26 protein-coding genes are annotated in these 25,109 nt (G+C 74.8%); 9 read left to right on the top strand and 17 right to left on the bottom strand.

Features of this window, described 5'->3' with window-relative positions; genetic code table 11:
- The first annotated feature begins 8 nt into the window (after nt 1–8).
- Nucleotides 9–866, top strand: coding sequence for a type I methionyl aminopeptidase (gene map / locus ND486_RS14965; RefSeq protein ID WP_208822462.1), 858 nt, complete (start codon nt 9–11; stop codon nt 864–866).
- A 24-nt stretch (nt 867–890) separates the two neighbouring features.
- Here map and ND486_RS14960 read toward each other — a convergent pair whose 3' ends face one another.
- From ND486_RS14960 to ND486_RS14930, 7 genes are read right to left on the bottom strand one after another with little or no spacing between them, the layout of a single operon-like run.
- A complete protein-coding gene (locus ND486_RS14960) occupies nt 891–1,355 on the bottom strand; it encodes a peroxiredoxin (RefSeq protein WP_178376828.1) in 465 nt (154 codons plus the stop codon).
- A gap of 32 nt (nt 1,356–1,387) precedes the next feature.
- A complete protein-coding gene (locus tag ND486_RS14955; protein ID WP_251784816.1) occupies nt 1,388–2,197 on the bottom strand; it encodes a DUF1295 domain-containing protein in 810 nt (269 codons plus the stop codon).
- A complete protein-coding gene (locus ND486_RS14950) occupies nt 2,194–3,558 on the bottom strand; it encodes a cyclopropane-fatty-acyl-phospholipid synthase family protein (RefSeq protein WP_251784815.1) in 1,365 nt (454 codons plus the stop codon). The genes ND486_RS14955 and ND486_RS14950 overlap by 4 nt, the downstream gene beginning before the upstream one ends.
- 11 nt (nt 3,559–3,569) lie before the next feature.
- Nucleotides 3,570–4,877 (bottom strand): cyclopropane-fatty-acyl-phospholipid synthase family protein, encoded by a 1,308-nt coding sequence (locus ND486_RS14945; protein ID WP_251784814.1) that lies wholly within the window; start codon nt 4,875–4,877, stop codon nt 3,570–3,572.
- Complete coding sequence (locus ND486_RS14940) at nt 4,874–5,650, bottom strand: DUF1365 domain-containing protein (protein ID WP_251784813.1); 777 nt, start codon at nt 5,648–5,650, stop codon at nt 4,874–4,876. The genes ND486_RS14945 and ND486_RS14940 overlap by 4 nt, the downstream gene beginning before the upstream one ends.
- Entirely contained in the window at nt 5,647–6,954 is a 1,308-nt protein-coding gene (locus tag ND486_RS14935) for an FAD-dependent oxidoreductase (protein WP_251784812.1), read from the bottom strand. The genes ND486_RS14940 and ND486_RS14935 overlap by 4 nt, the downstream gene beginning before the upstream one ends.
- A complete protein-coding gene (locus ND486_RS14930; protein ID WP_251784811.1) occupies nt 6,951–7,679 on the bottom strand; it encodes an alpha/beta fold hydrolase in 729 nt (242 codons plus the stop codon). Before ND486_RS14930 ends, ND486_RS14935 begins: the two co-directional genes overlap by 4 nt.
- 352 nt (nt 7,680–8,031) lie before the next feature.
- On the opposite strand from ND486_RS14930, the gene ND486_RS14925 reads away from it, so the two are divergent.
- Complete coding sequence (locus ND486_RS14925; protein ID WP_226355786.1) at nt 8,032–8,841, top strand: 1-acyl-sn-glycerol-3-phosphate acyltransferase; 810 nt, start codon at nt 8,032–8,034, stop codon at nt 8,839–8,841.
- A gap of 3 nt (nt 8,842–8,844) precedes the next feature.
- Here the strand turns inward: ND486_RS14925 and ND486_RS14920 are convergent, their stop codons facing one another.
- Entirely contained in the window at nt 8,845–10,236 is a 1,392-nt protein-coding gene (locus ND486_RS14920; protein ID WP_251784810.1) for a mycothione reductase, read from the bottom strand.
- Between the two features lie 54 nt (nt 10,237–10,290).
- On the opposite strand from ND486_RS14920, the gene ND486_RS14915 reads away from it, so the two are divergent.
- A complete protein-coding gene (locus tag ND486_RS14915) occupies nt 10,291–10,755 on the top strand; it encodes a GNAT family N-acetyltransferase (RefSeq protein WP_178376820.1) in 465 nt (154 codons plus the stop codon).
- 7 nt (nt 10,756–10,762) lie between these two features.
- On the opposite strand, the gene ND486_RS14910 is transcribed toward ND486_RS14915, so the two are convergent.
- Entirely contained in the window at nt 10,763–11,695 is a 933-nt protein-coding gene (locus tag ND486_RS14910) for a hypothetical protein (protein ID WP_251784809.1), read from the bottom strand.
- Between the two features lie 188 nt (nt 11,696–11,883).
- Between ND486_RS14910 and ND486_RS14905 the strand changes: the two genes are divergently transcribed.
- Nucleotides 11,884–12,312: a lipopolysaccharide assembly LapA domain-containing protein gene (locus ND486_RS14905; RefSeq protein WP_178376818.1), complete on the top strand. Its 429-nt coding sequence runs from the start codon at nt 11,884–11,886 to the stop codon at nt 12,310–12,312.
- 44 nt (nt 12,313–12,356) lie between these two features.
- Here ND486_RS14905 and ND486_RS14900 read toward each other — a convergent pair whose 3' ends face one another.
- The 5 genes from ND486_RS14900 to yaaA all read right to left on the bottom strand — a co-directional run bounded on the left by ND486_RS14900 (nt 12,357) and on the right by yaaA (nt 16,830).
- A complete protein-coding gene (locus ND486_RS14900) occupies nt 12,357–14,150 on the bottom strand; it encodes a DEAD/DEAH box helicase (protein WP_374231414.1) in 1,794 nt (597 codons plus the stop codon).
- A 247-nt stretch (nt 14,151–14,397) separates the two neighbouring features.
- Nucleotides 14,398–15,324, bottom strand: coding sequence for an RIO1 family regulatory kinase/ATPase (locus ND486_RS14895; RefSeq protein WP_251784808.1), 927 nt, complete (start codon nt 15,322–15,324; stop codon nt 14,398–14,400).
- A 248-nt stretch (nt 15,325–15,572) separates the two neighbouring features.
- On the bottom strand, nt 15,573–15,764 hold the full coding sequence (locus tag ND486_RS14890) for a hypothetical protein (protein ID WP_251784807.1): 192 nt from the start codon (nt 15,762–15,764) through the stop codon (nt 15,573–15,575).
- Nucleotides 15,765–15,772: 8 nt separating this feature from the next.
- Nucleotides 15,773–16,042, bottom strand: coding sequence for a hypothetical protein (locus ND486_RS14885; RefSeq protein WP_251784806.1), 270 nt, complete (start codon nt 16,040–16,042; stop codon nt 15,773–15,775).
- Between the two features lie 38 nt (nt 16,043–16,080).
- Nucleotides 16,081–16,830, bottom strand: a complete 750-nt coding sequence (yaaA, locus tag ND486_RS14880; RefSeq protein ID WP_251784805.1) for a peroxide stress protein YaaA — start codon at nt 16,828–16,830, stop codon at nt 16,081–16,083.
- 276 nt (nt 16,831–17,106) lie between these two features.
- Between yaaA and ND486_RS14875 the strand changes: the two genes are divergently transcribed.
- Entirely contained in the window at nt 17,107–18,417 is a 1,311-nt protein-coding gene (locus ND486_RS14875) for a bifunctional o-acetylhomoserine/o-acetylserine sulfhydrylase (protein ID WP_251784804.1), read from the top strand.
- Nucleotides 18,418–18,442: 25 nt separating this feature from the next.
- A complete protein-coding gene (locus tag ND486_RS14870; RefSeq protein ID WP_251784910.1) occupies nt 18,443–19,579 on the top strand; it encodes a homoserine O-acetyltransferase in 1,137 nt (378 codons plus the stop codon).
- Between the two features lie 7 nt (nt 19,580–19,586).
- On the opposite strand, the gene ND486_RS14865 is transcribed toward ND486_RS14870, so the two are convergent.
- Both ND486_RS14865 and ND486_RS14860 read right to left on the bottom strand, forming a co-directional pair.
- Complete coding sequence (locus ND486_RS14865) at nt 19,587–20,396, bottom strand: SDR family NAD(P)-dependent oxidoreductase (protein ID WP_224403183.1); 810 nt, start codon at nt 20,394–20,396, stop codon at nt 19,587–19,589.
- A 31-nt stretch (nt 20,397–20,427) separates the two neighbouring features.
- Entirely contained in the window at nt 20,428–21,450 is a 1,023-nt protein-coding gene (locus ND486_RS14860) for a zinc-binding dehydrogenase (RefSeq protein WP_251784803.1), read from the bottom strand.
- Between the two features lie 136 nt (nt 21,451–21,586).
- Between ND486_RS14860 and ND486_RS14855 the strand changes: the two genes are divergently transcribed.
- From ND486_RS14855 to ND486_RS14845, 3 genes are all read left to right on the top strand, one after another.
- Complete coding sequence (locus tag ND486_RS14855; RefSeq protein WP_062401101.1) at nt 21,587–22,531, top strand: helix-turn-helix domain-containing protein; 945 nt, start codon at nt 21,587–21,589, stop codon at nt 22,529–22,531.
- Between the two features lie 74 nt (nt 22,532–22,605).
- Nucleotides 22,606–23,145, top strand: a complete 540-nt coding sequence (locus ND486_RS14850; RefSeq protein ID WP_226365951.1) for a 2,4'-dihydroxyacetophenone dioxygenase family protein — start codon at nt 22,606–22,608, stop codon at nt 23,143–23,145.
- Nucleotides 23,146–23,156: 11 nt separating this feature from the next.
- Nucleotides 23,157–24,596 carry an MFS transporter gene (locus tag ND486_RS14845; protein WP_251784802.1) on the top strand — a complete coding sequence of 480 codons (1,440 nt, stop codon included), beginning with the start codon at nt 23,157–23,159 and terminating at the stop codon, nt 24,594–24,596.
- A 53-nt stretch (nt 24,597–24,649) separates the two neighbouring features.
- On the opposite strand, the gene ND486_RS14840 is transcribed toward ND486_RS14845, so the two are convergent.
- A complete protein-coding gene (locus ND486_RS14840) occupies nt 24,650–25,072 on the bottom strand; it encodes a PPOX class F420-dependent oxidoreductase (RefSeq protein WP_224403181.1) in 423 nt (140 codons plus the stop codon).
- Between the last annotated feature and the right edge of the window lie 37 nt (nt 25,073–25,109).

Raw genomic sequence — 25,109 nt, 5'->3', positions numbered from 1 at the left:
TGGGGGTCATGTCGACCCGCACGCTGCTCGTCCCCGGCACCCCGACCCCGATCCGCGAGGTGCCGTCGCACATCCCGCGTCCGGAGTACGTCGGCAAGCCGGCCCCGGCACGCAGCCGCCGCGGTGACATCCAGACGCCCGAGACGATCGAGCTGATGCGCCACGCCGGGAAGGTCGCGGCCCAGGCGCTGCAGCTCGCGGGGGAGACCGTCCGCCCCGGCATCACCACCGACGAGATCGACCGCGTGGTCCACGAGTTCCTCGTCGACCACGATGCGTACCCCTCGACGCTGGGCTACCGCGGCTTCCCCAAGTCGTGCTGCACCAGCCTCAACGAGGTCATCTGCCACGGCATCCCGGACACGACCGTCATCGACGACGGCGACGTGCTCAACGTCGACGTCACCGCGTTCGTCGGCGGGGTGCACGGCGACACCAACGCGACCTTCCTCGCCGGTGACGTGTCGGAGGAGGCGCGGCTGCTCGTCGAGCGCACCCGCGAGGCCACGATGCGCGCCATCAAGGCCGTCCGCCCCGGGCGTGAGCTGAACGTCGTCGGCCGGGTCATCGAGTCCTACGCCAAGCGCTTCGGCTACGGCGTGGTCCGCGACTTCACCGGCCACGGCATCGCCCACGAGTTCCACTCCGGGCTGGTCGTACTGCACTACGACCAGCCCGACGTGCACACCGTCCTCGAGCCGGGGATGACCTTCACCATCGAGCCGATGATCACCCTCGGCGGCATCGACTACGACACCTGGGACGACGACTGGACCGTCGTCACCAAGGACAAGTCGTGGGTCGCGCAGTTCGAGCACACCATCGTGGTGACCGACGACGGCGCGGAGATCCTGACCCTGCCCTGAGGCGGGGCCGCCCGGCGTGTGCGGTCAGGCGGCGGCGCGCTCGCGCAGCAGGGCCAGCGCCTCGTCGGCGTGCTTGTTCATGTCGGTCTCGGACCCGATCTCGGCGAGGACCGCGCGGTCCGGGCCGATCACGAACGTCTTGCGGCGGGTGTGGAAGTTCCCCGGGAGCCAGGCGCGGTAGGCGCCGAAGGACTTCGCGACCGCGTGGTCGGCGTCGGACAGCAGCGGGAACCCGAAGCCGTTCGCGGCGGCGAACATGTTCTGCTTGTCCGGCCGGTCCGAGGAGATCCCGACCGGCTGCGCGCCGACCTCGGCGAACTCGGCCGCGAGGTCCCGGAAGTGGCAGGCCTCGGCCGTGCAGCCACCGGTCATCGCGGCCGGGTAGAAGAACAGGACGACGGGCCCGGCCGCCAGCAGGTCGGACAGCCGGCGCGGTGCGCCGGCCTCGTCGGGCAGCTCGAAGTCGGTGGCGGTGTCGCCGACTGCCATGGTGTCTCCTCGGGTCGCGGGTGCGGGGTGGGTCAGGAACGTGGGGGCAGCGGGAGGAACCCGCTGGTGCGGCGGACGTAGTCGGCGTAGCCGGGGCGCCGGTCGGCGATGTCGCGTTCCAGCAGCGCCGCGCCGGTGCCCTTCGTCAGGTTCGCCGTGATCACGGCGACCCCGACGAGGCCGATCAGCCCGGCCGGGTGGTGCAGGGCGAGGATGCCCAGGCCCCACCAGACACAGGCGTCGCCGAAGTAGTTGGGGTGGCGGGTGAACCGCCACAGCCCGCGGTCCATCACCTCGCCGCGGTTCGCGGGGTCGGCGGTGAACCGGGCGAGCTGGGCGTCGCCGACGGACTCGAAGGTGAACCCGACCGCCCAGACGAGCACGCCGAGCACGGTGACGGCGACCAGCCATCCGGCGGCCGCGGTGCCGTACTGGGCGACCTGCACGGGGAGCGAGACGACCCACATCACCGCGCCCTGGGTGAGGTAGACGCGCCGGCCGATCGAGCCGCGCTCGCGCAGGTCGACGTAGCGCCGGTCCTCGGGCTTCCCGTGGTTGCGCCGCGCGATGTGGCGGGCCAGCCGCCCGCCCCACACCGCGACGAGCACGACCACCAGGGCGCGCCGCCAGCCGTCGCCGGTCGGGTCGAGGGCCGTCGCGGTCACCGCGGTGACGAACGCGACCCACACGAACCCGAGCCCCCAGACGACGTCGACGCCGTCGTGCCGGCCGCGCCGCACGCCGATCGCGTACGCGAGGGCCATGAGCACGGCGACGGCGACGGCGGTGACGCCGAGGTTGACGGCCCACGCCGCCCAGGGGAACGGGTTCACCCCGGTCATGCTGTCGCGGCCGGCGACGGCGCGCCCGCCGGGGCGGACCCGACGGCCGGGTCGAGCCCCAGGATCCCGGTGCGGCTGCGCGGGAGCCCGGAGGTGCCGTCGGCACCGGGGCGGACGGTGAGGATCTGGTGCACGCCCATCCGGTTCTCCTCGAACGCCAGCGCGGCGCCGGCCAGGTACAGCAGCCAGATCCGCCACTGCTCCTCGCCGATCATCCGGACCGCGGTGTCGCGGTGCGCCTGCAGCGTCTCCAGCCAGGGCCGGACCGTCCACACGTAGTGCTCGCGCAGCGAGTGCACGTCGACGATCTCGTGCCCGGCCTGCTCCAGGAACCCGAGGGTCTCACCGAGCGGGCGCATGTACATGTCCGGCGCGACGTAGGCCTCCATGAACGCGCCGCCGCCCGGTGCGGTGTTCGCCCCGACCGACCCGCGCGACATCTGCTGCAGCAGCAGGCGTCCGTGCGGGCGCAGCATGCGGTGCAGCTGTGCGGCGTAGACGCCGTAGTTCTCCTGCCCGACGTGCTCGCCCATCTCGATGGAGGACACGGCGTCGAAGGGCTGCTCGGAGATCTCGCGGTAGTCCTGCAGCCGGATCTCCACCCGCTCGGACAGCCCCGCCCGGCGGACGCGCTCGACGCCGTAGTCGCGCTGCTGGGCGGACAGGGTCACGCCGGTGGCGTGCACGCCGTAGTGCTCGGCCGCGTGCACGAGCAGCGAGGCCCACCCGCAGCCGACGTCGAGCAGCCGCATCCCGGGCGCCAGGCCGAGCTTGCGGCAGATCAGGTCCAGCTTGTCGCGCTGGGCGTCGACCAGGGTGTAGCCGGGCCCCTCGTCGCGGGTCCAGTAGCCGCACGAGTACGCCATCTGCGGATCGAGCAGGAAGGCGTAGAACTCGTTCGACAGGTCGTAGTGGTGGCTGATCGCGTCGCGGTCGCGGCAACGGCTGTGCCGCCGCCCGCCCAGCCGGGCCTCCGACGCCGGCGGCCGCGGCGGGGGGCCGACGGCGCCGAGCCGGGCCGCGGTGCCCAGCGCACCCAGCTTCTGGCGCAGGTCGAGCGTCGCCGAACCGGTCCCCGGCTTCGCGAGCGCCCAGAACCGGGACAGCCCGTCGGCGATGTCCCCGTCGACGGACAGGTCGCCGGAGACGAACGCGCGGGCCAGGCCGAGCTCGCCCGGCGCCCACAGCAGTCGGCGCAGGGCCCGGCGGCGGTTCACGATCACCGTCGGCGGGTTCGGGTCGTCGGGGGTGCCGGTGCGGCCCGCCTCGCTGCCGTCCCAGGCGCGCAGCCGCACCGGGAGCGGGGCGCCGAGGACGTCCTCCAGGAGCGAGGTGAGGCGCTCCGCGGGGGTGGTGGTCATGGGGGCACCTCTCAGAAGGACGGGCGGCGCTGCAGCGAGAACTGGACGACGTCGAGGTAGCCGACGCGGAACCCGGCCTCGCAGTAGCCGAGGTAGAACTCCCACATCCGCCGGAACGTCTCGTCGAAGCCGAGCGCCTCGACCTCGTCCCACCGCGCGAGGAAGCGGGTGCGCCAGTGGCCCAGGGTGCGGGCGTAGTCGTAGCCCAGGCTCCGGCGCTCGGCGACGCGCAGCCCGCCGGTGTGCCGGGCGAGGTTGTCCTCGATGGCCTCGACCGACGGGATGATCCCGCCGGGGAAGACGTACTTGTGGATCCAGGTGTAGTCGTTGCGGGCGACCATCATCCGGTCGTGCGGCATGGTGATCGACTGCAGGCCGACCCGCCCGCCCGGCTTGAGCAGCCGGTCCAGCGCGGCGAAGTACGTCGGCCAGTACTCGACGCCGACGGCCTCGATCATCTCGACCGACACGACGGCGTCGTAGGAGCCCTGGGCCTCGCGGTAGTCGCGCAGCAGCACCTGCACCCGGTCGGCCACGCCCGCCTCGGCGAGCCGCGCCTCGGCGAGGGTCTTCTGCTCCTGCGAGATCGTCAGCGTGGTGACCCGGGCGCCGCGCTGCGCGGCCCGCGTCGCGAGCCCGCCCCAGCCGGTGCCGATCTCCAGCACGTGCATCCCGGCCTCGACGCCCGCCATGTCCAGGATGCCGTCGATCTTGCGTTCCTGGGCGAGGACGAGGTCGTCGGAACCGTCGGCGAACCAGCCGGCGGAGTAGGACATGGTGTCGTCGAGGAACAGCGCGAACAGCTCGTTGGACAGGTCGTAGTGGCGGTGGATGTTCTCCCGCGACCCCTCGACCGAGTTGACCTCGGCGGTGGGCTGGCGGGCCTCGGCGAACCGGCGGCCCAGCCGCTGCAGGGCGGGCGGCACCAGCGTCGACAGCCGGGCGGCGAACGGGGTGAGCAGCCCGGGCAGGTCGGTGGTCGTCCAGTCGCCGACCATGTACGACTCGCCGAACCCGATCTTGGAGTTCGCGCCGAGCCGGTGGAAGAACGCCGACGGGCGCTCGATGCGCATGACCGGCGAGGTCGGGCCGCCCGCACCGAGCCGCTCCCCGCCGGGGAACACCACCCGCACCGGCAGCGACCGGACCGCGTTGCGGAACAGCGACTCCGCGATCCGGGCCTTGGCCGGAGCCACGGGCGGTGTCGCCAGACCGGGCCACACACCCTCGTTGGGGCGGGGCACGGCGTGCGTACGGGGCCGGGTGCCGCGCACGCCACCGGGGGTGGGCACGGCGATCCCGTCGTGCTGCATGGTCATCGCGTGACCCCTTCCTGGTGCTGATCCTGTGTGGAGTGTTCGTCGGGGAGGCCCGCGCGGTTCTGTGGTGGCCGGGCCGGTTTCGGCACGACCGGCAGCTTCGTCCACAGCGCGATGCCGTGGCGCCGGATCAGCGCCGCGGTCCGCTGGGTGACCAGCGGGCGGCGCAGCACCGTGCGCGCCACCTGCCGGGCGGTCGCGGGCCTGCGGATCCCGGCCAGGGTGGCGACGAACGCGGGCGCACCGTCCTGGTGCAGCGTGATCGCGATGCCGAGCCGGTCGTCGGGCTCGGGCAGGCGCATCGTGTAGTGACCGTCGACCGTGAGGAACGGCGAGACGTAGAACTCCTTGTCCACGCCCGCCCGCCCCGACGGGTCCGGGTGCAGCAGGTAGCAGTGCCGCTCGCCGTAGGTGTTGTGCACCTCCGCGACCACGCAGGCGAGCGTGCCGTCGGCGCGGTGGCACCAGAACACCGAGATCGGGTTGAACACGTAGCCGAGCACCCGGGCGTGGGCGAGCATCAGGACCCGGCCCCCGGCCAGGTCGATGCCGTGTGCGGCCAGGTAGGTGTCGACGTTCTCCCGGATCCCGCGCTCCGGGTCCCCGAGGTGGTCGCGGGCGTCGAAGCGGGCGAACGGGCGCAGCCAGAACGGCAGCCGCGGCAGCGCGTCCAGGTCGACGAGCCAGTAGTAGATCGAATGCGAGAACGCCGTCTCCAGGTCGCGCCGGCGGGCGTGACGGACCTCGGCGTCGTAGAGCGCCGGGGTGTTCACCAGCTCACCCCGAGCGCGCGGGCGGCGCGCACGCCCGAGGCGCAGCCGTCCTCGTGGAAGCCCCAGCCGTGGTAGGCACCGGCGTAGGCGGTGACCGGGGTGTTCAGCTCCGGCAGGCGGCGCTGGGCGGCCACCGAGTCCGGCGTGTACACCGGGTGCTCGTAGGTCATCCGCGCGACGACGGCGTCCGGGTCGATCCGCCCGGCGCCGTTCAGCGTGACCACCCAGTCGTCGGGGTCGGTGAGGCGCATCAGCCGGTTCATGTCGTAGCTGACCAGGACCGGGGCCGCGGTGCCGTCGGATCCGCCCGGCCCGCCCGTGGCGTCCGCACAGGCGGGCTTGAGGTAGTTCCAGGACGCCCGGGCGCCGGACCGGCGCGGCAGCAGCGAGGTGTCGTGGTGCAGCCAGGTCTCGTTGCGGGAGTAGGTGAACGCCCCCAGCACGGCCCGCTCGTCGGCGGTGGCGCCGTCGCCGAGGACCGCCAGCGCCTGGTCGGGGTGGGTCGCGAGCACGACGTGGTCGAACGCGGCGACGGTGTCGGCGTCGTCGCGGACCTCGACGCCCGCGGTCGAGCGCAGGACCGAGCGGACCGGCGTCGCGGTGCGCACCGCCGGGAGCTGCTTGACGACACGGTCCACGTAGGAGCGGGACCCGCCGGTGACGGTCCGCCACTGCGGGGAGCCGCCGATCCCGAGCATGCCGTGGTGGTCGAGGAAGGTGAACAGGTAGCGCGCCGGGTAGTCCAGCGAGAGCGCCGCGCCCGCCGACCACACGCAGGACACCACCGGGATCATGAAGTGCTGCACGAAGTAGCGGGAGTAGCCGCCGATCGCGAGGAACGCCCCGAGCGTCACATCGCCGGCGGACTCCTCGGCCAGGACCCGGCGTGCGTGCCGGTGGAACCGCACGACCTCGCCGAGCATCCGCAGGTAGGCCGGCCGGGCCACGTTGGAGGCCTGCGGGAACAGACCGCCCAGCTTGCGGGCACCGGCGTACTCCAGCCCGCAGCCGTCGCAGCGCACCGACATCGACATGTCGGAGTCCTGGGTGGCCACCCCCAGCTCGCCGAACAGGCGCAGCAGGTTCGGGTAGGTGCGGTCGTTGTGGACGATGAACCCGGAGTCGACGTGGGTGGTCCCGCCGTCCGAGGACGCCAGCTCGTGGGTGTGGGCGTGCCCGCCCGGGCGGGCGTCGGCCTCGTACAGCGTCACGTCGTGGCTGCGGGACAGCAGGTAGGCGGCCGTCAGACCGGACACCCCGCTGCCGACCACGGCGACGGTCGGACGCGCCTGCGGTGCACTCACCTGTCAACTCCTTCGAGGGCGACCCGCAGCCCGGCCGGGGCGGGTTCCGCCATGGCGTTCGCGATGACCGGGTCACGGGGTTCGGCCCCGAGCTCGCCGAGTGCGAAACGTCGCACCAGGGAGGTCCAGTCACCGGCGCGGCGGAGCATGGCGTGGCCGTCGCCGAGCACGTCGAAGCGGGCGACCCGGTCGGTCACCGACCGGGCGCGCAGGGCGTAGGCGTAGGACGCCGCGGGGTCGGTCATCCGCTCCCGGTCGCCGTGCGCGATCAGCACCGACCGCCCGGCGAGCTGGTCGACCGGGTCGGAGCCCTCCAGCCAGGGGGCGAGCCCGCACACCGCGACGACGCCGGGTGCGCCCGCCGCCCGCAGCACCGCGCGGGCACCCATCGAGTGCCCGACGAGCACGACCGGACGGCCCGGGTAGCGGCGCGTGAGCTCGTGGACGGCCCACTCGGCGTCGCGGTAGGCATCCATGGCCGGGCCGTTCCAGCCCCGCACCCGGTAGCGCAGCAGGTGCACCGCGACGCCCGAGCCCGTCCCGGTCCGGTGGGCGCGCCCGCCGCGCTCCAGGGAGTGCGCGAACGGCAGCATGCGCAGCAGGGCCAGCCCGCGCCGGGCGGGCGCCGTGGAGTGCGACTTCCCGCCGTGGGCGACGAGCACGACACCGGCCGGTTCGGGGTGTCGGTCGCCGGCGTTCTCCAGCCACGGACTCGGATCGGGCACGGGGCGCCTCGCAGGGGACGGGGTGCACGGGGCACCGGGACGGTCTCGGCGCGTGTTCGTCCGGCGGCCCGGTGGTGGCCGGTCGGTGGGACCGTCCTCACATCGGGTCGGCCCGGACACGGTCCGCGACCGGTGCGTACCCGTCGACCCTAGATCGGGTCCGCAGTACCTCGCTCGTCGAGACATCTCGGCGCGCGGGGACCGCTCGAACGGGTGAGGTGTGCATCACCTCCGGTGGTCGCGGCCGGGGTGGGTAGGACCACGGACGCATCCGGTCGTGGTGAGGGGCGAAGATGGTCGCGTGCCCGGGACCGGGCGCCGCGGACGGACGGGCGGGGAGAGGACGACGACGATGGGCGTGCCACCGGAGCTGACGGTGTGGCAGAAGGTCGTGGCGACGGTGCGACGCCGGCGTCGCGGGTCGGGCTTCTGGTTCGGGCTCGCGATCGCGGTGATCTGGCCGTTCGTCGTCTTCGGGACCCGGCTGGGCTGGCGCGGCGCGGAGCACCTGCCGCGCACCGGCGGCGCCCTGCTGGTCGGCAACCACGTCTCGTTCTCCGACCCGATCTTCGATATCGCCTTCGGCACCGCGCACGGCCGGATCCCGCGGTTCCTGGCCAAGGGCGAGCTGTGGTCGGTGCCGGTGGTCAAGTGGGTGCTCGGGCACGGCGGGCACATCCCGGTGTACCGGTCGTCGAAGCGGGCGGCGGAGTCGTTCACCGGCTCGATCGACGCCCTGGAGCGCGGGGAGATCGTCGCGATCTACCCGGAGGGCACCTACACCCGCGACCCCGGGCACTGGCCGATGAAGCCGAAGAACGGCGTCGCCCGGATCGCGCTGCGCTCCGGCGCCCCGGTGATCCCCATGGCGAACTGGGGCACCCAGGACTTCCTGCCCGCCGACGGGAAGCCGACGCCGTTCCCGCGCAAGCGGGTCACGGTCGCGCTCGGCCCCCCGGTGGACCTCTCGGAGTTCGCCGGGAAGCCGCTCACGAAGACCACCCTCGACGCGGCCACCGCGAAGATCATGGACGCGGTGACCGGGCTGCTCGAGGAGCTGCGCGGGGAGACCCGCCCGGCGACGACGTACGACCCGGAGGCGCGACCGCGTCCGGAGGCGCCCGGCGAGCCGCTCGACCCGGCCGAGCGCGCCGCCGGCTGATCCTCAGATCTCCAGGCCGAGCAGGGCGTTCTCGATGACCTCGGGCAGCGCCGGGTGGATCCAGTACTGCCCGGTCGCGATCTCGGAGACGGTCTGGCCGAACACCATCGCCTGGATCAGCTGCTGGACCAGCGTCGACGCCTGCGGCCCGAGCAGGTGCGCGCCCAGCAGCCGTCCGGTGCCCTTCTCCGCGACCAGCTTGCAGATGCCGGTGCGGTCCTCCATCGCCCAGCCGTAGGCGACGTCGCCGACGTTCTGCACCTTGACCGCGATGTCGAACCCGGCGTCGCGGGCCTCGGTCTCGGTCATCCCGACCGAGGCGATCTGCGGCTCGGTGAACACCGCCGCCGGGACGAAGTCGTGGTTGGTGGCGCGCAGGTCGTCCGGGTGCGCCAGGTTGTGCCCGACGATCTTGGCCTCGTGGTTGGCCACGTGCTTGAGCTGGTGCGGGGAGCTCACGTCGCCCAGCGCCCACACGCCCGCCGCGGACACGCTGCGCTGGTACTCGTCGACGGCGACCCGGCCGTCGGCGTGCACGGTCACGCCGCCCCGGTCCAGGTCCATCCGGTCGCCGTTGGGCATCCGGCCGGTGGCGACGAGCAGCGTGTCGGCGACGACGGTGGAGCCGTCGTCGAGGGTGATCTCCACCTCGCCGGGGCCGCCGCTGCCGTCGCCGGACAGCGCGGTGACCTGACGGCCCAGCCGGCAGTCCCAGCGGGCGGTGGCGACCTCGGTGAACCGGTCGGACAGCGTGTCGTCGAGGTGGCGCAGCAGCTTCGGTCCGCGGGCGATGACGGTCACCTCGGCGCCGAGCGCGGAGAACACGTGCGCGAACTCGGACGCGATGTAGCCGCCGCCGAGGATCGCGAGCCGGCGCGGGACGTCGTCGATCCGCATCACCGTGTCGGAGGTCTCGAACGGCACGCCGGCGTCGCGGACCAGCGGCGGGATGCTCGGCCGCGACCCGGCGGCGATGACGATCCGGTCGCCGGTGACGGTGTCGGTGCCGGAGCCGTCGGTGCGCTCGACGCCCAGCTCGCGCTCGCCGGTGAAGCGGGCGTGCCCGAAGTACACGGTGACGTTGGGGCTGCGGTCGACCCGATAGGAGCGCCCACCGTCGGAGATCGGGTCGATCCGGCCGAACACCCGGTCCCGGATGTCGGTCCAGCGGACCTTGTCGACGGTGCCGTCGACGCCGTAGGTGTGCGCGTGCCGGATGGTCTCGGCGACGTCCGCGGCGTAGACGTACATCTTGGTCGGGATGCAGCCGACGTTCAGGCAGGTCCCGCCGAACACCCCGTGCTCGACGATCGCGACGTCGAGATCGGCGAAGCGTTCGTCGAGGAAGGTGTTTCCGGAACCGGTGCCGATGACGACCAGATCATGGTGGGCCACGTCGCGAGGCTAACCGCTTCCGCGGGCCCGCGACGCTCTGGTACCCCTCTGCGGATGACCGTTCCCACACCGGCCGCGGCGACCCCGACCCTGCACCGCGCCTGGGCCGCCGACCTCGACCCGGCCACCCTGTACGCGCTGCTCGCGCTGCGCACCGCGATCTTCGTCGTCGAGCAGGAGTGCCCCTACCAGGAGCTCGACGGGCGCGACCTCGAACCGCGCACCCGGCACCACTGGCTGGCCGACGGCGGCACGGTCGTCGCGACCCTGCGGCTGCTGGCCGACCCCGGCGGGGTGCTGCGGATCGGCCGGGTCTGCACCCGCGCCGACGCGCGCGGGCGCGGGCTGGGGCACCGGCTGATGGACTCGGTGCTCGCCGAGGTGGGCGACCGCCCCTGCGTGCTCGACGCCCAGGAGGTCCAGGAGCCGTTCTACGCCCGGCACGGATTCGTGCCGGCGGGGGAGCGGTTCGTCGAGGACGGCATCCCGCACGTCCCGATGGAGCGCCGCCGCTCCTGAGCGGGGCTCAGCCCGCGGCACGCTTGCGCAGGTCCGGCGGGAACTGCCCGGCGTCGATGCAGGCCTGCGACCAGCGGTCCAGGTCGGCGGTGACGCCGTCGAGGTCGTCGCCCAGCGCGGCGACCAGGTCGTCCTGGGAGGCGTCGGTGGCGGCCTCGACCCGGTCGCGGAAGCGGCGGCCGTCGTCGGTGAGGGCGGCGTCGGGCCCGGCGGAGGTGGTCAGGCCCTCCTCGGCGAGCCTGCGGGCGCCCGCGTCGGCCATGTCCTGCGGCCAGGCGCGGGTGCCGGAGTACTCGCCGAGCGGGTAGCCGACCCACAGCTCGGCGAGGACGCCCATCCGCACCGGGTCCAGCCCGGCCGCGACGGAGGCGGCCACGTGGCCGTCGCCGCGGTGCTCGCGCACCAGGTCGGCGGCCCGCCACAGCCGCCCGGCCGGATCCTGCGGACGGGGCCGGGCACGCAGGGCGGAGAACAGCGGCCTACCCGCGCCGGACACCGCGTCGACGGCGCGCTCCAGGATCCCGGCGACCTCGGCGACGCGGCCCGCGTCGGTCTCCTCGCCGAGGACCGCGCGCAGACTCGCGGCGGTCTCGGCGTCGCGCAGCTGCTGCAGCTCCTCGACGTCGACGAGGCGCAGCGCGTCCTCCCAGGTGGAGCCGACGAACCCGGGCTCGAACACGGCGAACGCGGCGGCGACCAGCGCCCCCGGCGCCCGGCCGCCGAACGGTCCGCCGCGCCCGCCGACGTAGGCGGTGAAGAAGTCCAGGCCGCGGGCGCCGACGGCGTCGCCGACCCGGGAGGACCAGACGTCGTGCATCGCGACCGGTTCGAGCGCGTCGCGCAGCCGGCGGGCCGGTGCGCCGCCGGTCACCGCGCCGGGCACCTCGATCCCCTCCGGTGCGGCGGCGAAGAAGACCCGGACGGCCTCGGCGTGGTCCACGTGCGCTCCTCGCGGGGTTCGGCGGCGCTGCCGGCCCGACGGTAGTTCCTCGGCCGGTGGCGCACGACCGGACGGCGGGCGTGCCCCGCGCGTCGCCGTCGCCGGGACGCCGAGTGCGGGATACTCCCGCGCGTGCCCGGAACCGGAGGGTGCACGAGCGGACACGCTGGGAGAGGAAGGCGGAACGGATGAGCGACGACCGACGGGGCGGCGACTCCCCGGCCTGGGGGCGGGTCGGACCGGAGGACCCGACGGCGGACCCGGCGACCCATCCGGCGCTGCGCACACCCGACCCCACGGCCGACCAGCCGACCGTGGCGGTGCCGGTGGAGGGCGGCGGCCCGGGCTCCGAGGCCACCACCGAGAAGCGCGCGATCCCGCACACCCGCACCGGCGGGCTGTGGGCCGCGCTGATCCTCTCGGCGGTCGTGCTGATCTTCCTGCTGGTGTTCATCCTGCAGAACACCGAGCCGGTCGCGATCAACTTCCTGTGGCTGACCGGGACGCTGCCCACCGGGGTGGCGCTGCTGTTCGCCGCGATCGCCGGGATCCTGCTGGTCGCCGTGCCCGGGACGGGCCGGATCCTGCAGCTGCGCCGGCAGGCGCGGCGAGGCTGACCCGCACGGGTCGCGGCCGGGGCGCCGGCCGCGACCCGGGGAGGTCAGCGCCGTCGGCGCGGCCGGTCGGTGCGCGCGGTCCCGCCCGCGGCCGGGCGGCGGCGGGGAGTCGGCTTCGGCGGCTTGGCGACGACGATCGGCTCGCCGGACGGCTCCCGTGAGCCGGTCACGCGGACCAGGTCCGGGTGCCCCGGGCGGACCGTCGAGACCTCGGCGGACACCCCGGCCTGGCGGGTGAGCAGGTCCACCTCGGCGCGCTGCTCGGGCATCGCCAGCGTCACCACGACGCCGTCCTCACCGGCCCGGGCGGTACGCCCGGCACGGTGCAGGTAGGCCTTGGGGTCGGCGGGCGGGTCGACGTGCACGACGAGCCCGACGTCGTCGATGTGGATGCCGCGGGCCGCGACGTCGGTCGCGACGAGCACCGGCACCGCGCCGGAGCGGAAGTCGTCGAGCGCGCGGTTGCGCTGGCTCTGCGAGCGGCCACCGTGCAGCGGCCCGGCGGCGACGCCCTCGCGGCGCAGCACCCGCACCATCCGGTCGGCGCCGTGCTTGGTGCGCACGAACAGGATCGTGCGGCCCTCCCGGGCGGCGATCTCGGCGACGACGCGGGACCGGTCGTCGCGGTCGACGACGAGCACGTGGTGCTCCATCGTCGCGACGCTGCCGGTCGGCGGGGCGACCGAGCGGGTCACCGGGTCGGTGAGGTGGCGCCGGACCAGCGTGTCGACGTCGCCGTCGAGGGTCGCGGAGAACAGCAGGCGCTGCCCGTCGGCGGGGGTGCGGTCGAGGATCGCGCGGACCTGGGGCAGGAAGCCCATGTCGGCCATGCGGTCGGCCTCGTCCAGCGCGGTGATCGTGACCTCGGACAGGTCGCAGGTGCGCTGCTGCAGGTGGTCGGACAGCCGGCCCGGGGTGGCGACCAGCAGGTCGACCCCGCGCCGGAGCTCGGCGACCTGCTTGTTCATCGACATCCCGCCGACGATGTCGGTCACCCGCAGGTCGACCGCCTTCGCCAGCGGTGCCAGGACCGCGACGACCTGGGTGGCGAGCTCGCGGGTCGGGACCAGCACCAGACCGCGCGGGGCGGTCGGGCGGGAGCGCTCCCCGGCCAGGCGGGCCAGCAGCGCGAGCCCGAAGGCGAGGGTCTTGCCGGACCCGGTCTGGCCGCGTCCGAGCAGGTCGCGCCCGGCGAGGGTGTCGGGCAGCGTGGCCGCCTGCACCGGGAACGGGGCGGTGAAGCCCTGCTCGGCCAGTGCCTTGGTCAGGCGCTCGGGCAGGCCCAGCTCGGCGAACGACGGCATGCCGTCCTCGGGCTCGACCCACTGCGGCTCCGGCTCCGCCTTCGGGGCGGCGGCGGCGCGGGCCGGGGCCGGCCGCGCCGCCGCGGCGCCGCCGCCACCACCACCGCGGCGGCCGCGGCGGGCGGCCGGACGGTCACCGCCGCGCTGCGCGGACCGGGCGGGGCCGCGGTCGACCCGGCTCCCGTCCTGGAGGTGCTCACGACGCTCGGCGCGGTTGCCGCCGCCGTCGCCGGAGCGCTCGCCCCGGGCGGAGCGGTCCCCACGGGGGGCGCCGGAGCGCTCGCCGCGGGCGGGGCCGCCGGTGCGGGCGCCCCGGGCCGGACGCGGGGCGTCGCGGCGGTCGTCGTCGCGGGCGGGACGGTCGCGGCGGTCGTCGCCGCGGGTCTCGGCGCGGCGGTCGTCGCGCCGGGCCGACCCGCGGTGGGCGCCACCGTCGGCGGACGGCCCGGACGGGCGGGTGGCCCGCCGGCGGGCGGGACGGTCGGACGTGGTGCCGGCGTCGGACGACGGCGGGCGGAACTGCGGCCTGGTCAAGACAGGTCTCCTCGAGAACGTGGCACGTCCTGCGGAGACCTCGGGGGAGGTGTGCTCGGCCGACGGGCCCGGGCGCGGCGGCGCGTCGTCGCGGTGCGCGCTCCGTGATGGAAGGGCTCGGCCCGGCGGCTCTGGCGGCCGGGCGCTCGTCGATCCACACTACGCGCCGTACCCGTGCTCCCCGGTGCCGGGCCGCCGGGGCGCGACGCGTGACGCCGCGTCGCGCCCCGGGGAACGGCGGGGCGGGTCAGCCCAGCAGGGTGCGTTCCCGCAGCTCGGTGAGGAGCCGACCGGGTGCGGCGGGGTCGAGCCCGCGGGCGACGAACCAGTCGCCGATGCGTCGGACGTCACGGTCCAGGAACTCCGGTCCCTGCGGGTTCCCGACGACGTCGACGACCTGTGGCAGGTCGATCAGCACCGCCCGGCCGTGGTGGACGAGCACGTTGTAGGCCGACAGGTCGCCGTGTGCCCAGCCGAGGTCGGCGAGCACGCCGAGGGCGTCGACGAGGTCGTGCCACAGCGCGGTCAGCTCGCCCGCGTCCGGGCGCAGCCCGGCGAGCCGGGGTGCGGCGCGCCCGTCGGGCGTGCCGAGGAACTCCAGCAGGACCTCGGTCCCGTCGACCGACACCGGGTAGGGCACCGGGGCGCCCGCGGAGTGCAGCCGGGCGAGCGCGGCGAACTCGGCCGCCGCCCACTGCCCGGCGATGAGGTCGCGGCCCAGCGCGGTGCGCTGCGCCATCGCCCGTGTCTCCCGGGAGCGCCGGACGCGGCGCCCCTCCAGGTAGCCGGCGTCGCGGTGGAACATGCGGTGCGCGGGGTCGCGGTAGCGCTTGGCGGCGAGCAGCACCCCGTCGTGGCCGGGGAGTCCGCGTTCGACGAGGTGCACGTCGGCCTCCTTGCCGGTCTTGAGCACCCCGCGCTCGTGGTCGACGGCGCCGGTGTCGGTCACCAGCCAGCCGGGGCGGGGGTGCGGGCCACGGGCGCCGGCGGGCAGCCCGGGCCAGGTGGACCAGCGGTCACCACCGCCGGGGACCTCGGCGGTGTCGGGGTCGTGCCCGGCCCGGCCGTCCAGGGCGAGCGCGGCGCTGTCGGCGCGGCCGGGACGGGGGCGGGGCTCGTCGTCGAAACGGCGGCGGCGACGACGGACGGGGTCGGGACGGTCGGAGGAGTACACGTGCGGCTCCGGAGGCGGCAGGGGGTGCCGCGCGGAGCCGGTCCTCAGGGACCGGTCGTGCCGCGCGACGGGGACGGTGCGGGCGGGCACGCGCTGCGCACCCGGACACGACGGACGGCCATCGGTACGCACCTCCCCGCTCGCACCGCGCGGCCCTGCCGCGCCACCGGTCCCTCCGGCCGGTGGCGACCCTGCCGGACGCCGTCCCGGCCCGCCACCGGTTTTCCGTCCCCGCGCGGGCCCTGCGCTCAGCCGAGGGCGCTGAGTGCGCCGAGCCCGATCGCGGCGAACAACGCCGCCCACACCACGACGGCCACGACCTGCCAGACCACGACCTGGCGCCGGTCCAGTCCCGCGGCGACCATCCCGAACGCGGTCACCGAGATCGCCATCAGGGTCGGGGCCAGCAGCGACGCGACCGGGACGCCGTAGCGGTCCACCCGGGCGATCACCTTCTGCCGCCGTTCCGACGGCGGCCGCGACGCGCGGCGGCCGAGTCCCGCCGGGCCCGGTCGCCCAGCCGCACCGCGACGACCAGGGCCAGCACGTTGCCCGCGATCGCCCCGGCGGCGGCGAGGAGCACCGGCATGCCGGTGACCGTCCCGACCAGCGTGCCCGTGTAGGACTCCAGGAACGGCACCACGCCGATCACGAACACCGCCAGGAACTGCCACACCGGGCCCACGGCGTCGACCCACAGGTTCAGCTGCTCCACCATGCCCGGATCATGCCGTATGTCCGACTCGGTGCGCGGGTTCAGGCCGGGATGACGAGATCCAGGTGGTCGCCGTCGCGCTCGACGACATGTCCCGCCCGCCGCGCGATCCGGGCCACCGCGCCGGCGTCGGCGGGCTCGGCCCGGGAGGTCGCCAGCAGCCGGGCCAGGCCGCCCTTGTGCGACTTGTTGTGGTGGCTGACGACCGACCGGCTCCCGTCCGGTCGCCGGGCCAGCACGTTCACCGTCACCGCGCCGGGGACCGTGCCGAGCGCGGCGTAGCCGCCGGAGCGGAGGTCGACGACGAGCTCGCCGTCGGCGATGCGGGCCAGCAGCGGGTCGAGCGCCGGGCGCCAGCGCGCCGCCAGGGTGCCCGAGCCGGGCAGCTTCGAGCCCGCCGAGAGCCGGTAGGGCGGGATCGGGTCGTCGGCCCCGAGCAGCCCGAACAGCGCCGAGCACACCGCGAGCCGGGATCGGGCCCGGTCCCGGGTGGCGCGGGTGAAGGAGCCGGCGTCGAGGGCGTCGTAGAGGACCCCGGTGTAGCGGTCCAGCGCGGGCAGCGTCGGGTTCGTGCGCAGCGCGGCGTTGCGGTCGATCTCGGCGTCCTGGCGCTGTGACACCCCGAGCGCGGCGCGCGCGGCCGGCCGGTCGCCGGCCAGGGCGACGAGCTCGTCGCAGAGGTCCGTGCGGACGGGGCCGAGGTCGGCGTCGTGGGAGAGCGCGGCGAGGTCGAGCGGCGGGCCGTCGCCGCCGTCACGCTTGGTCTCCGAGGGCGGCAGCAGGACGAGCACGGCGCACCAGAGTAGTGATCGCCGCGCACGGCCGTTGTGCCCGCCGGGGGACCGCACTAGGTTCGGGCCCGTGACCTGCCTGGTGGCGCGCATCCACGTCGACTGCATGCGGATCACGAGCGCGGCCTGTCGCCCCTGCCGCTGACCCGCGCTCGTCCGAGGGCCCACGTACGCGTCCGCCCCGCCACAGCCCTGAAGCCGCCGCGATCGACCGACCCGGGCCCGGCCCGCCTCGGCACGCTCACACCGGCGGTCGACCCGAAGAGGAGTCCCACCGTGACCGACCCCGACACCACCGCCAACTGGTCGTTCGAGACCAAGCAGGTGCACGCCGGCGCCGCACCCGACCCGACCACGAACGCCCGGGCCACGCCGATCTACCAGACGACGTCCTACGTCTTCCGCGACACCGACCACGCCGCGAACCTGTTCGGGCTCGCCGAGTTCGGCAACATCTACACGCGGATCATGAACCCCACCCAGGACGTGCTGGAGCAGCGCGTCGCCGCGCTGGAGGGCGGGGCCGCGGCCCTGGCCGTCGCGTCCGGGCAGGCCGCTCAGGCGCTCGCGATCCAGAACATCGCCGAGGCCGGGGACCACATCGTCTCCAGCGCCTCGCTCTACGGCGGCACCTACAACCAGTTCCACTACACCTTCCCGAAGATGGGTATCGAGGTCACCTTCGTGGAGGACCCCGACGACCTGGAGGAGTGGAAGGCCGCGATCCGGCCGAACACCAAGGCCCTCTACGGCGAGACGCTGGGCAACCCGCGCGGCAACATCCTCGACATCGCCGCCGTCGCCGGTGTCGCGCACTCCGCCGGGGTCCCGCTGATCGTCGACAACACCGTCCCGACCCCGTACCTGGTGCGGCCGATCGAGCACGGCGCCGACATCGTCGTCGAGTCCCTGACCAAGTTCCTCGGCGGCCACGGCACCTCGGTCGGCGGCATCATCGTCGACTCCGGGAAGTTCGACTGGGTCGCCAATAAGGACAAGTTCCCCGGCCTGACCAGCCCGGACCCGAGCTACCACGGCGCGGTGTTCACCGACGCCGTCGGCCCGATCGCCTACATCATCAAGGCCCGTGTGCAGCTGCTGCGCGACCTCGGCCCGGCGATCTCCCCGCAGAACGCGTTCCTGATCATCCAGGGCATCGAGACGCTGTCGCTGCGGATGGACCGGCACAACCAGAACGCCCAGGCGCTGGCCGAGTGGCTCGAGGCCCGCGACGAGGTGGAGAAGGTCCACTACGCCGGTCTCCCGTCCAGCCCGTGGCACGCCCTGCAGCAGAAGTACCTGCCCAAGGGCGGTGGCGCGATCGTGGCGTTCGAGCTGCAGGGCGGCATCGAGGCGGGCAAGAAGTTCGTCAACGCCCTCGAGCTGCACAGCCACCTCGCCAACATCGGCGACGTCCGCAGCCTGGTCATCCACCCGGCCTCGACCACGCACAGCCAGCTCTCCGCGGAGGAGCAGCTCGCCTCCGGCGTGACCCCGGGCCTGGTCCGGCTGTCGGTGGGCCTCGAGGGCATCGAGGACCTCAAGGCCGACCTGGATGCCGGTTTCCGCGCCGCGAAGGGCGCCTGAGAGCGGATCTGATTACCTGGTGTCCGTGAACGACATCGAGCTCCCTCCCGCCAGCGGCGCCTGGCGGGAGGGGGACGACCCCGGCCGCCGCCACTTCCTCGACCTGCCCGCGCCGCTGAAGCTGGCGGCCGGCGGGGAGCTGCCGGGCGTGCGCCTGGCCTACGAGACCTGGGGCGAGCTCGCACCGGACGGCTCCAACGCCGTCCTCGTCCTGCACGCCCTCACCGGCGACGCGCACCTGGAGGGCCCCGCCGGCCCCGGGCACCCGACGTCCGGCTGGTGGCCCGGGCTGATCGAGCCGGGCGGACCGCTGGACCCGGCCCGCTGGTTCGTCGTCGCGCCGAACGCGGTCGGCGGCTGCCAGGGCAGCACCGGTCCGGCGTCCCGTGCGCCGGACGGGCGGACCTGGGGCAGCCGGTTCCCGACGGTCACCGTGCGGGACACCGTCGTCGCCGAGCAGTACCTGGCCGACGCGCTCGGCATCGACGCGTTCGCCTGCGTGATCGGCGGCTCGATGGGGTCCATGCGGTCCCTGGAGTGGGCGGCCACCGAGCCCGACCGGGTACGGCGGCTGTTCCTGCTCGCCGGGCCCGCGGCGTCGTCGGCGGACCAGATCGGCTGGGCGAGCCCGCAGATCCAGGCCATCACCTCCGACCCGCACTGGCACGGCGGTGACTACCACGACACGCCCGAGGGGCCCTGGCGCGGACTGGGTGTCGCGCGGCGGATCGCGCACCTGTCGTACCGGTCGGGCTTCGAGCTGGCGACCCGGTTCGGCCGTGACCCGCAGTCCGGTGAGGACCCCTTCGCCGGCGGCCGCTACGCCGTGGAGTCCTACCTGGACCACCACGCGCACAAGCTGGTGCACCGCTTCGACGCCGCGTCCTACGTGCGGCTGACCCAGGCGATGAACCACCACGACGTGGGCCGGGACCGGGGCGGGGTGGCGTCGGCGCTGTCGCGGGTCCGGGCCAGGACCTACGTCGCCGGGGTCACCTCCGACCGGCTCTACCCGCTCGCCGAGCAGCAGGAGCTGGCCGACGGCATCCCCGGCGCCGACCCGCTCAAGGTGATCGACTCGCCGTACGGGCACGACGGGTTCCTGGTGGAGACGCCGACGGTGGCCCGGCTGCTGGCCGAACTGCTCGACGAGGCGGTCTGACGCCCGCTCAGGCGGGGGTGTGCGAGAGCGCCAGCGCACCCCCGTCGATCGGGTACACCCCGCCGGTCATGTAGCTCGACGCGTCCGAGGCCAGGAGCAGCGCGAGGCCCTTCAGCTCGTCGGTGTGCCCGATCCGGCCGAGGGGCACGGTCTCGCGCCACACCGCCTCGCCCGGGTCGAACCCCTCGCCGATGTTCGTCCGGAACGGGCCGGGCGCGATCACGTTGACCGTCACGCCGGAGCCGGCCAGGTCCAGTGCGGCCTGCCGGCCGAGGCTGACCACCGCGGCCTTCGTGCTCGTGTAGGAGTAGGCGACCATCGGGTCGGTGCGCAGCCCCGCGGTGGACGCGGTGAGCACGATCCGGCCGCGGCCGCGCGGGCGCAGGATCGCGGCGGCGGCGCGCACGGTGTGCAGCACGCCGTCGAGGTTGACCGCGCGCACGGTGTCCCAGGAGTCCATCGGGAACTCCTCGATCCGCCAGCCCGGCTCGGTCCAGCTCGCGCCGATCGAGATCCCGGCGTTGGCGAACACCCCGTCGAGGCGGCCCGCGTCGGCGTCGGCGTCGGACAGTGCGCCGGCGACGGCCGCGCCGTCGGTGACGTCCACGACGTGCCCGGAGACCTTCCCGCCGCGGTCCCGCAGGCGGGCGGTCTCGGCCCCGACCCGGTCGGGGCTGCGGTCCAGCAGGGCGACGTGCGCGCCGGAGTCGGCGAGCACCTCCGCGATCGCGAGGCCGATGCCGGACGCACCGCCGGTGACGGCGTAGCTGCGGCCGGCGACGTCGAACAGCGACACGGCGGGGACGGGCTGGGACACGGTGGTTCCTCTCGTGGTGGGGGTGGTGGGATCAGCCGGTGACGTCGACGAGGGTCTTGACCACGTCGTCGGCGTCCCGGCCGGACAGGGCGGACACGGTGTCGGCCAGGCCGATGCGGCGGACCGGCAGCGCGCCGACGGCGTCGGCCCAGCGGCCCACCAGCGCGGCGGCGGTGGCGAACTCGGCGCCGGTGCAGCAGCTCGACCCGAGCACCGCGACCTCCTTCGCCGCCAGCAGCCCGGTGTGCACCGGGCCCGCGGCGGAGGTCAGCCCGACCGCGACGACGGTGCCGCCGGCCCGGACCAGGTGCAGCGCGGTGTCCAGCACGGCGGGGACGCCGGTGGCGTCGACCACAAGGTCGGGCCCCTGCCCGCCGGACCAGGCCTCGACCTCGGCGGCGAGCCCGTCGCGCGTCGTCGTGGTGGTCCCGGCGGCGCCCCACAGCGCGCCCGCCCGGACCCGCGCGGGGGCGGGGTCGACGAGCAGGGTCGGGACGCCGGCGTCGGCGAGGACCAGGCAGACGCCCTGACCGACGGCCCCGCCGCCGAACACGACCGCCCGGTCGCCGGGCCGGACCCGGCCGCGGGCGACGGCGTGCACCGCGACCGACACCGGCTCGACCAGCGCGGCGGTCGCCGGGGCCACGTCGCCGACCGGGACGACGTTCGCCGCGGGCACGGCCAGCGCCCCGGCCAGGCCGCCGTCGAGGTGCACCCCGATGACGCGCAGCGACGGGCAGGCGTTGACCGCCCCCGCGGTGCACAGTCGGCAGGTCCCGCAGGACAGCAGCGGCCACACCGCGACGCGGGCCCCGGCGGCGAACCGGCCCGACGGGTCGTCGAGCACCTCGGCGGCGATCTCGTGGCCCTGGATGCGGGGCAGCCCGCGCTCGGCGCCGGACAGCGCGCCGGCGTCGCCGTCGAACAGGTGCAGGTCCGACCCGCAGACCCCCACGACGAGCGGCCGCAGCAGCACCTCGTCCGGGCCGGGGACCGGGTCGGGGACCTCGGTCACGACGAGGCGTCGCGCGTCGGTGGTGACGGCGGCGATCATGGTTCTCCTCTGGGCCGACGGCGGTGTCGGGCCGTAACGTAGGTCGACCGATCGCCGAGCGACATGGCGCGCAGCGCAGCGCACCCGGCAATCCGCGCAGGGCGAGCGGCCGTGGTACGAGGAGGTACGACGGACGATGAGGATCGACACCAGCGCGCTCGCGCCGCACCGGCAGGCCCGGCACTGGCAGTCGGTGATCAGCGACGTCTACGTCCCGCTGGAGTTCCGGCCGCACACCACCGGCTCGTTCGCCGCCGAGCTGGAGGTCCACCGGGTCGACGACCTGGAGGTCAGCACGCTGCGGGCGGACCCGCACGCCGTCGTCCGGGCGCCGGACCGCGACGCCGCCACGATCTTCGTGATGCTGCCCCGGTCCGGGGTGCTGCACGTCGAGCAGGACGGGCGCACCGCGCTGCTGCGCCCGGGCGACCTGGCCTCCTACGACGCGTCGCGGGCCTGTCTCATCGAGTCCCACGAACCGTTCGACCTCACGGTGCTCAAGGTGCCCGCGGAGCGGTTCCGGACCGCGGGCTTCGCCGCGCCCCCGAGCTGGTCGACCGCGGTCCGCATCGGCGCCGAGAGCCCGGTCGGGTCGCTCACCGCGCCCTTCGTGCTGCGACTGGCCGAGCTGGGCCGGATGCACGACCACGTCGGGGTGCGGGCGTCGACGATCGCGCTGCTCGCCGCCGCGCTCGGCTCGGCCGGGGAGGACCCGGGCGACGCCCGGGCGGTGCTGCGGGCCCGCGCCACCGCGGTGCTGCGCGACCGGCTCGGCGACCCGTCGCTCGACCCGGCGCGGATCGCGGCCGCGCTGCACGTGTCGCTGCGGACGCTGCAGGTCGCGTTCGCCGAGGTCGGGGCGTCGCCGGCGCGCGAGCTGCTGGCCGCCCGCCTGGACCGGGCCGCGGACCTGCTCGCCGACCCGGCGGGCCGGACCGTCACCGAGGTCGCGCACGCCGTCGGGTTCGGCGACCCGTCGCAGTTCTCCCGCTCGTTCAAGGCACGGCACGGCGCGTCGCCGCGGGACTGGCGCGACGCGCTGCGCGAATCGGCAACCGCTCCTGCGCGCACGCACATGTGAGCCGGGCCACCGGCCGCCTACGTTCTGCCGGTCCCGCTCGGCGGGACTCCGATGCAGAGACGCAGGGAGTCACCATGACGCAGCTGTTCGACCCGCCCACCACACCCGACGCCGACCCGGCAGGCCCCTACCCGGCGTCGCGGCTGGCGATCACCCGCGAGTTCGAGGTCCCCGACATCCACGTGCCGCCGTCGGAGGAGGCCTCGCCGTGGGTCCCGTGGGGCGACAACGCGGCGATCCGCCACCTCGCCTTCGACGTCCGCAACAACAAGTTCTCCAACATCCTGTGGGTCAAGGGCGGCGGCCGGCTCGGCGTGCACCGGCACTCCGGCGCGGTGCGCGGCTTCTGCCTGGAGGGCTCGTGGCGCTACGAGGAGTACGACTGGGTCGCCACCCCCGGCGCCTACGTGCACGAGAACCCGGGCGTGCAGCACACCCTGGTCTGCGACGACCCGAACGGCATGAAGACCCTGTTCTGGATGGAGGGCACCCTGGAGTTCTACGACGACCACGGCGCCCTCGACGAGATGATGGACGTCTTCTGGTTCATCGAGCACTACGTGACGTACTGCCGTGCCCACGGCATCGCTGTCAACGACGCGCTGTTCGTGTGAGGCCGGACCCGATGACGACGACCTCTCCCGCCACGCCGCTGCCCGTCCGCTCCGAGGCCGACGTCGTGGAGGCCATCGAGGCCTCCCGCGGCACCACCGGCCGGATGCGCTGGGTCTGGGTGCTCGCCCTGGGCGGCATCTTCTTCGAGGCCTACTCCAGCGCCGCGCTCGGCTCCGCCCTGGACGCGCTGAACCGCCAGCTCGCGCTCACCCCGCTGGAGCTGTCGGTCGTCACCAGCACGTCGATGCTCGTCGCGCTGCTGCTCTGCCCGGTCGCCGGACGCCTGTCCGACCGCTGGGGCCGGCTGCCGATGATCCTGCTGGCCAAGGTGCTCGCCGTCGTCTCGACGGTGCTGGCGATCGCCTGGCCGTCGTTCGAGCTGCTGGTCGTGTCCCGGGTCCTGGCCGGTGCCTCCTGGGCGCTGGACTTCGCCGTCGTCATGGCCTACATCGCGGAGTGGCTGCCGCGCCGCCACCAGGGACGGCTCAACCGCTGGCAGGGCATGTGGTACGTCGCGACGACGTCGAACCTGCTGCTCACCGTGGCCGTGTACTCCCTCGGCGTCGGCGACGACATCTGGCGCTGGTCGCTCGCCAGCGCCGGCGTGATCGCGGCCCTGCTGGGTGTCGCGCAGTGGTTCCTGCTGCCCGAGTCGCCGCGCTGGCTCGCCGCCCGCGGCCGGGTCCGCGAGGCCGCCCGCGCGCTGCGCACCGTCTACGTCGTCGACGTCGAGCAGCCCGACGCGGACGTGCCGCCCGCCCGCGACGTCGTGCAGGTCACCGGCATGCAGGGGATGGCCGAGATGTTCGGCGGGCGCTACCGGCGCCGCACCCTGCTCGCGTCGATCACCTTCATGATGCAGGGCCTGGAGTACTACGCGATCGGCTGGTACCTGCCGATCATCGCCCTGCAGCTGTTCGGTGAGGGCTTCGTCGCGGCCACGCTCGGCGCGGTCCTGTTCAACGTCTTCGGCATCATCGGGGGGTTCGGGTCGACCCGGGTCGCCGCCGCCCTGCGGATCCGGCGGTCGATGCAGATCGGCTTCGCCGGCGTGACCGTGCTGATCGTGCTGCTGGGCCTGTTCTTCCACACGCTGCCGACCTGGGCGGCCATCGCGATCCCGGCGGCGTTCCTGCTGCTGCACTCGGCGGGCCCGGCGCCGGGCGGCGCGAGCCTGGCCGCGCTGGCCTACCCCAGCCACCTGCGGGCGCTGGGGTCCGGTGTCACCAACACCGCGGGCAGCACCGGTGCCGCGATCGGGCTGTTCGTGTTCCCGCTGCTGCTGGCCACGGTCGGGCCGCAGGGCGCGATCCTGGCGACGGCGATCGCCCCGGCCATCGGGTTCGTCGCCTCGACGGTGCTGCGCTGGGACCCGGAGCGGGAGCCCGCCGCGACCGTCGCGGGGGAGGGCGCGCCGGTCACGGCCGGGGAGCCCCCGCTCGTGCACTGAGCCACCGCGGGACGGGGCGGGCGGGGCCGACGGCTCCGCCCGCCCCGCTGCGGTCAGCCCAGGTTCTCGCCGTAGACGCGCTGCACCCGCATCGTCATCAGCACCCGCCGGTCCCGGACCATGACCTCGCGGTACTCGTCCCAGTCCGGGTGCTCCCCGGCGGCGGCGCGGTACCAGTCGACCAGCGCCTGCACGGCGGGGCCGTCGGGGGAGTCGTCGGGGCCGAGCAGCTCCACCGGGCCCTCGGCCGTCGCCCAGGAGCGGCCGTCGGTGCTCTCCACCGACAGCGCCGCCCGCGGGTCCCGCCGCAGGTTCGCGGTCTTCGCCCGCCCCTCGGTCATCGACACCTGCACCGTCCCGGCCGCCCGGTCGTAGTACGGCGTCACCGGCGACAGCTGGGGCATGCCACTGCGCTTGATCGTCGCGAGGACGCCCTGGCGTGCCCCCGCGAGCAGCTCGTGCTGTTCGTCTCCCATGCCCCGAGTCTGCCCGCTCCGGAACCGGGATGAGCGG

Origin of the sequence: Pseudonocardia sp. DR1-2 (assembly GCF_023717215.1) — a bacterium.
Lineage (GTDB): Bacteria > Actinomycetota > Actinomycetes > Mycobacteriales > Pseudonocardiaceae > Pseudonocardia > Pseudonocardia alni.
The sequence above is the reverse complement of the archived record's forward strand: the minus strand, read 5'-3'. Positions and strand labels throughout refer to the sequence as shown.

What these genes read in the sequence shown, in the direction of transcription:
- map (WP_208822462.1), top strand. Translation starts at nt 9, where the DNA reads ATGTCGACCCGCACGCTGCTCGTCCCCGGCACCCCGACCCCGATCCGC.
- ND486_RS14960 (WP_178376828.1), bottom strand. Translation starts at nt 1,355, where the DNA reads ATGGCAGTCGGCGACACCGCCACCGACTTCGAGCTGCCCGACGAGGCC.
- ND486_RS14955 (WP_251784816.1), bottom strand. Translation starts at nt 2,197, where the DNA reads ATGACCGGGGTGAACCCGTTCCCCTGGGCGGCGTGGGCCGTCAACCTC.
- ND486_RS14950 (WP_251784815.1), bottom strand. Translation starts at nt 3,558, where the DNA reads ATGACCACCACCCCCGCGGAGCGCCTCACCTCGCTCCTGGAGGACGTC.
- ND486_RS14945 (WP_251784814.1), bottom strand. Translation starts at nt 4,877, where the DNA reads ATGACCATGCAGCACGACGGGATCGCCGTGCCCACCCCCGGTGGCGTG.
- ND486_RS14925 (WP_226355786.1), top strand. Translation starts at nt 8,032, where the DNA reads ATGGGCGTGCCACCGGAGCTGACGGTGTGGCAGAAGGTCGTGGCGACG.
- ND486_RS14915 (WP_178376820.1), top strand. Translation starts at nt 10,291, where the DNA reads ATGACCGTTCCCACACCGGCCGCGGCGACCCCGACCCTGCACCGCGCC.
- ND486_RS14905 (WP_178376818.1), top strand. Translation starts at nt 11,884, where the DNA reads ATGAGCGACGACCGACGGGGCGGCGACTCCCCGGCCTGGGGGCGGGTC.
- ND486_RS14885 (WP_251784806.1), bottom strand. Translation starts at nt 16,042, where the DNA reads ATGGTGGAGCAGCTGAACCTGTGGGTCGACGCCGTGGGCCCGGTGTGG.
- ND486_RS14860 (WP_251784803.1), bottom strand. Translation starts at nt 21,450, where the DNA reads ATGATCGCCGCCGTCACCACCGACGCGCGACGCCTCGTCGTGACCGAG.
- ND486_RS14855 (WP_062401101.1), top strand. Translation starts at nt 21,587, where the DNA reads ATGAGGATCGACACCAGCGCGCTCGCGCCGCACCGGCAGGCCCGGCAC.
- ND486_RS14850 (WP_226365951.1), top strand. Translation starts at nt 22,606, where the DNA reads ATGACGCAGCTGTTCGACCCGCCCACCACACCCGACGCCGACCCGGCA.
- ND486_RS14845 (WP_251784802.1), top strand. Translation starts at nt 23,157, where the DNA reads ATGACGACGACCTCTCCCGCCACGCCGCTGCCCGTCCGCTCCGAGGCC.
- ND486_RS14840 (WP_224403181.1), bottom strand. Translation starts at nt 25,072, where the DNA reads ATGGGAGACGAACAGCACGAGCTGCTCGCGGGGGCACGCCAGGGCGTC.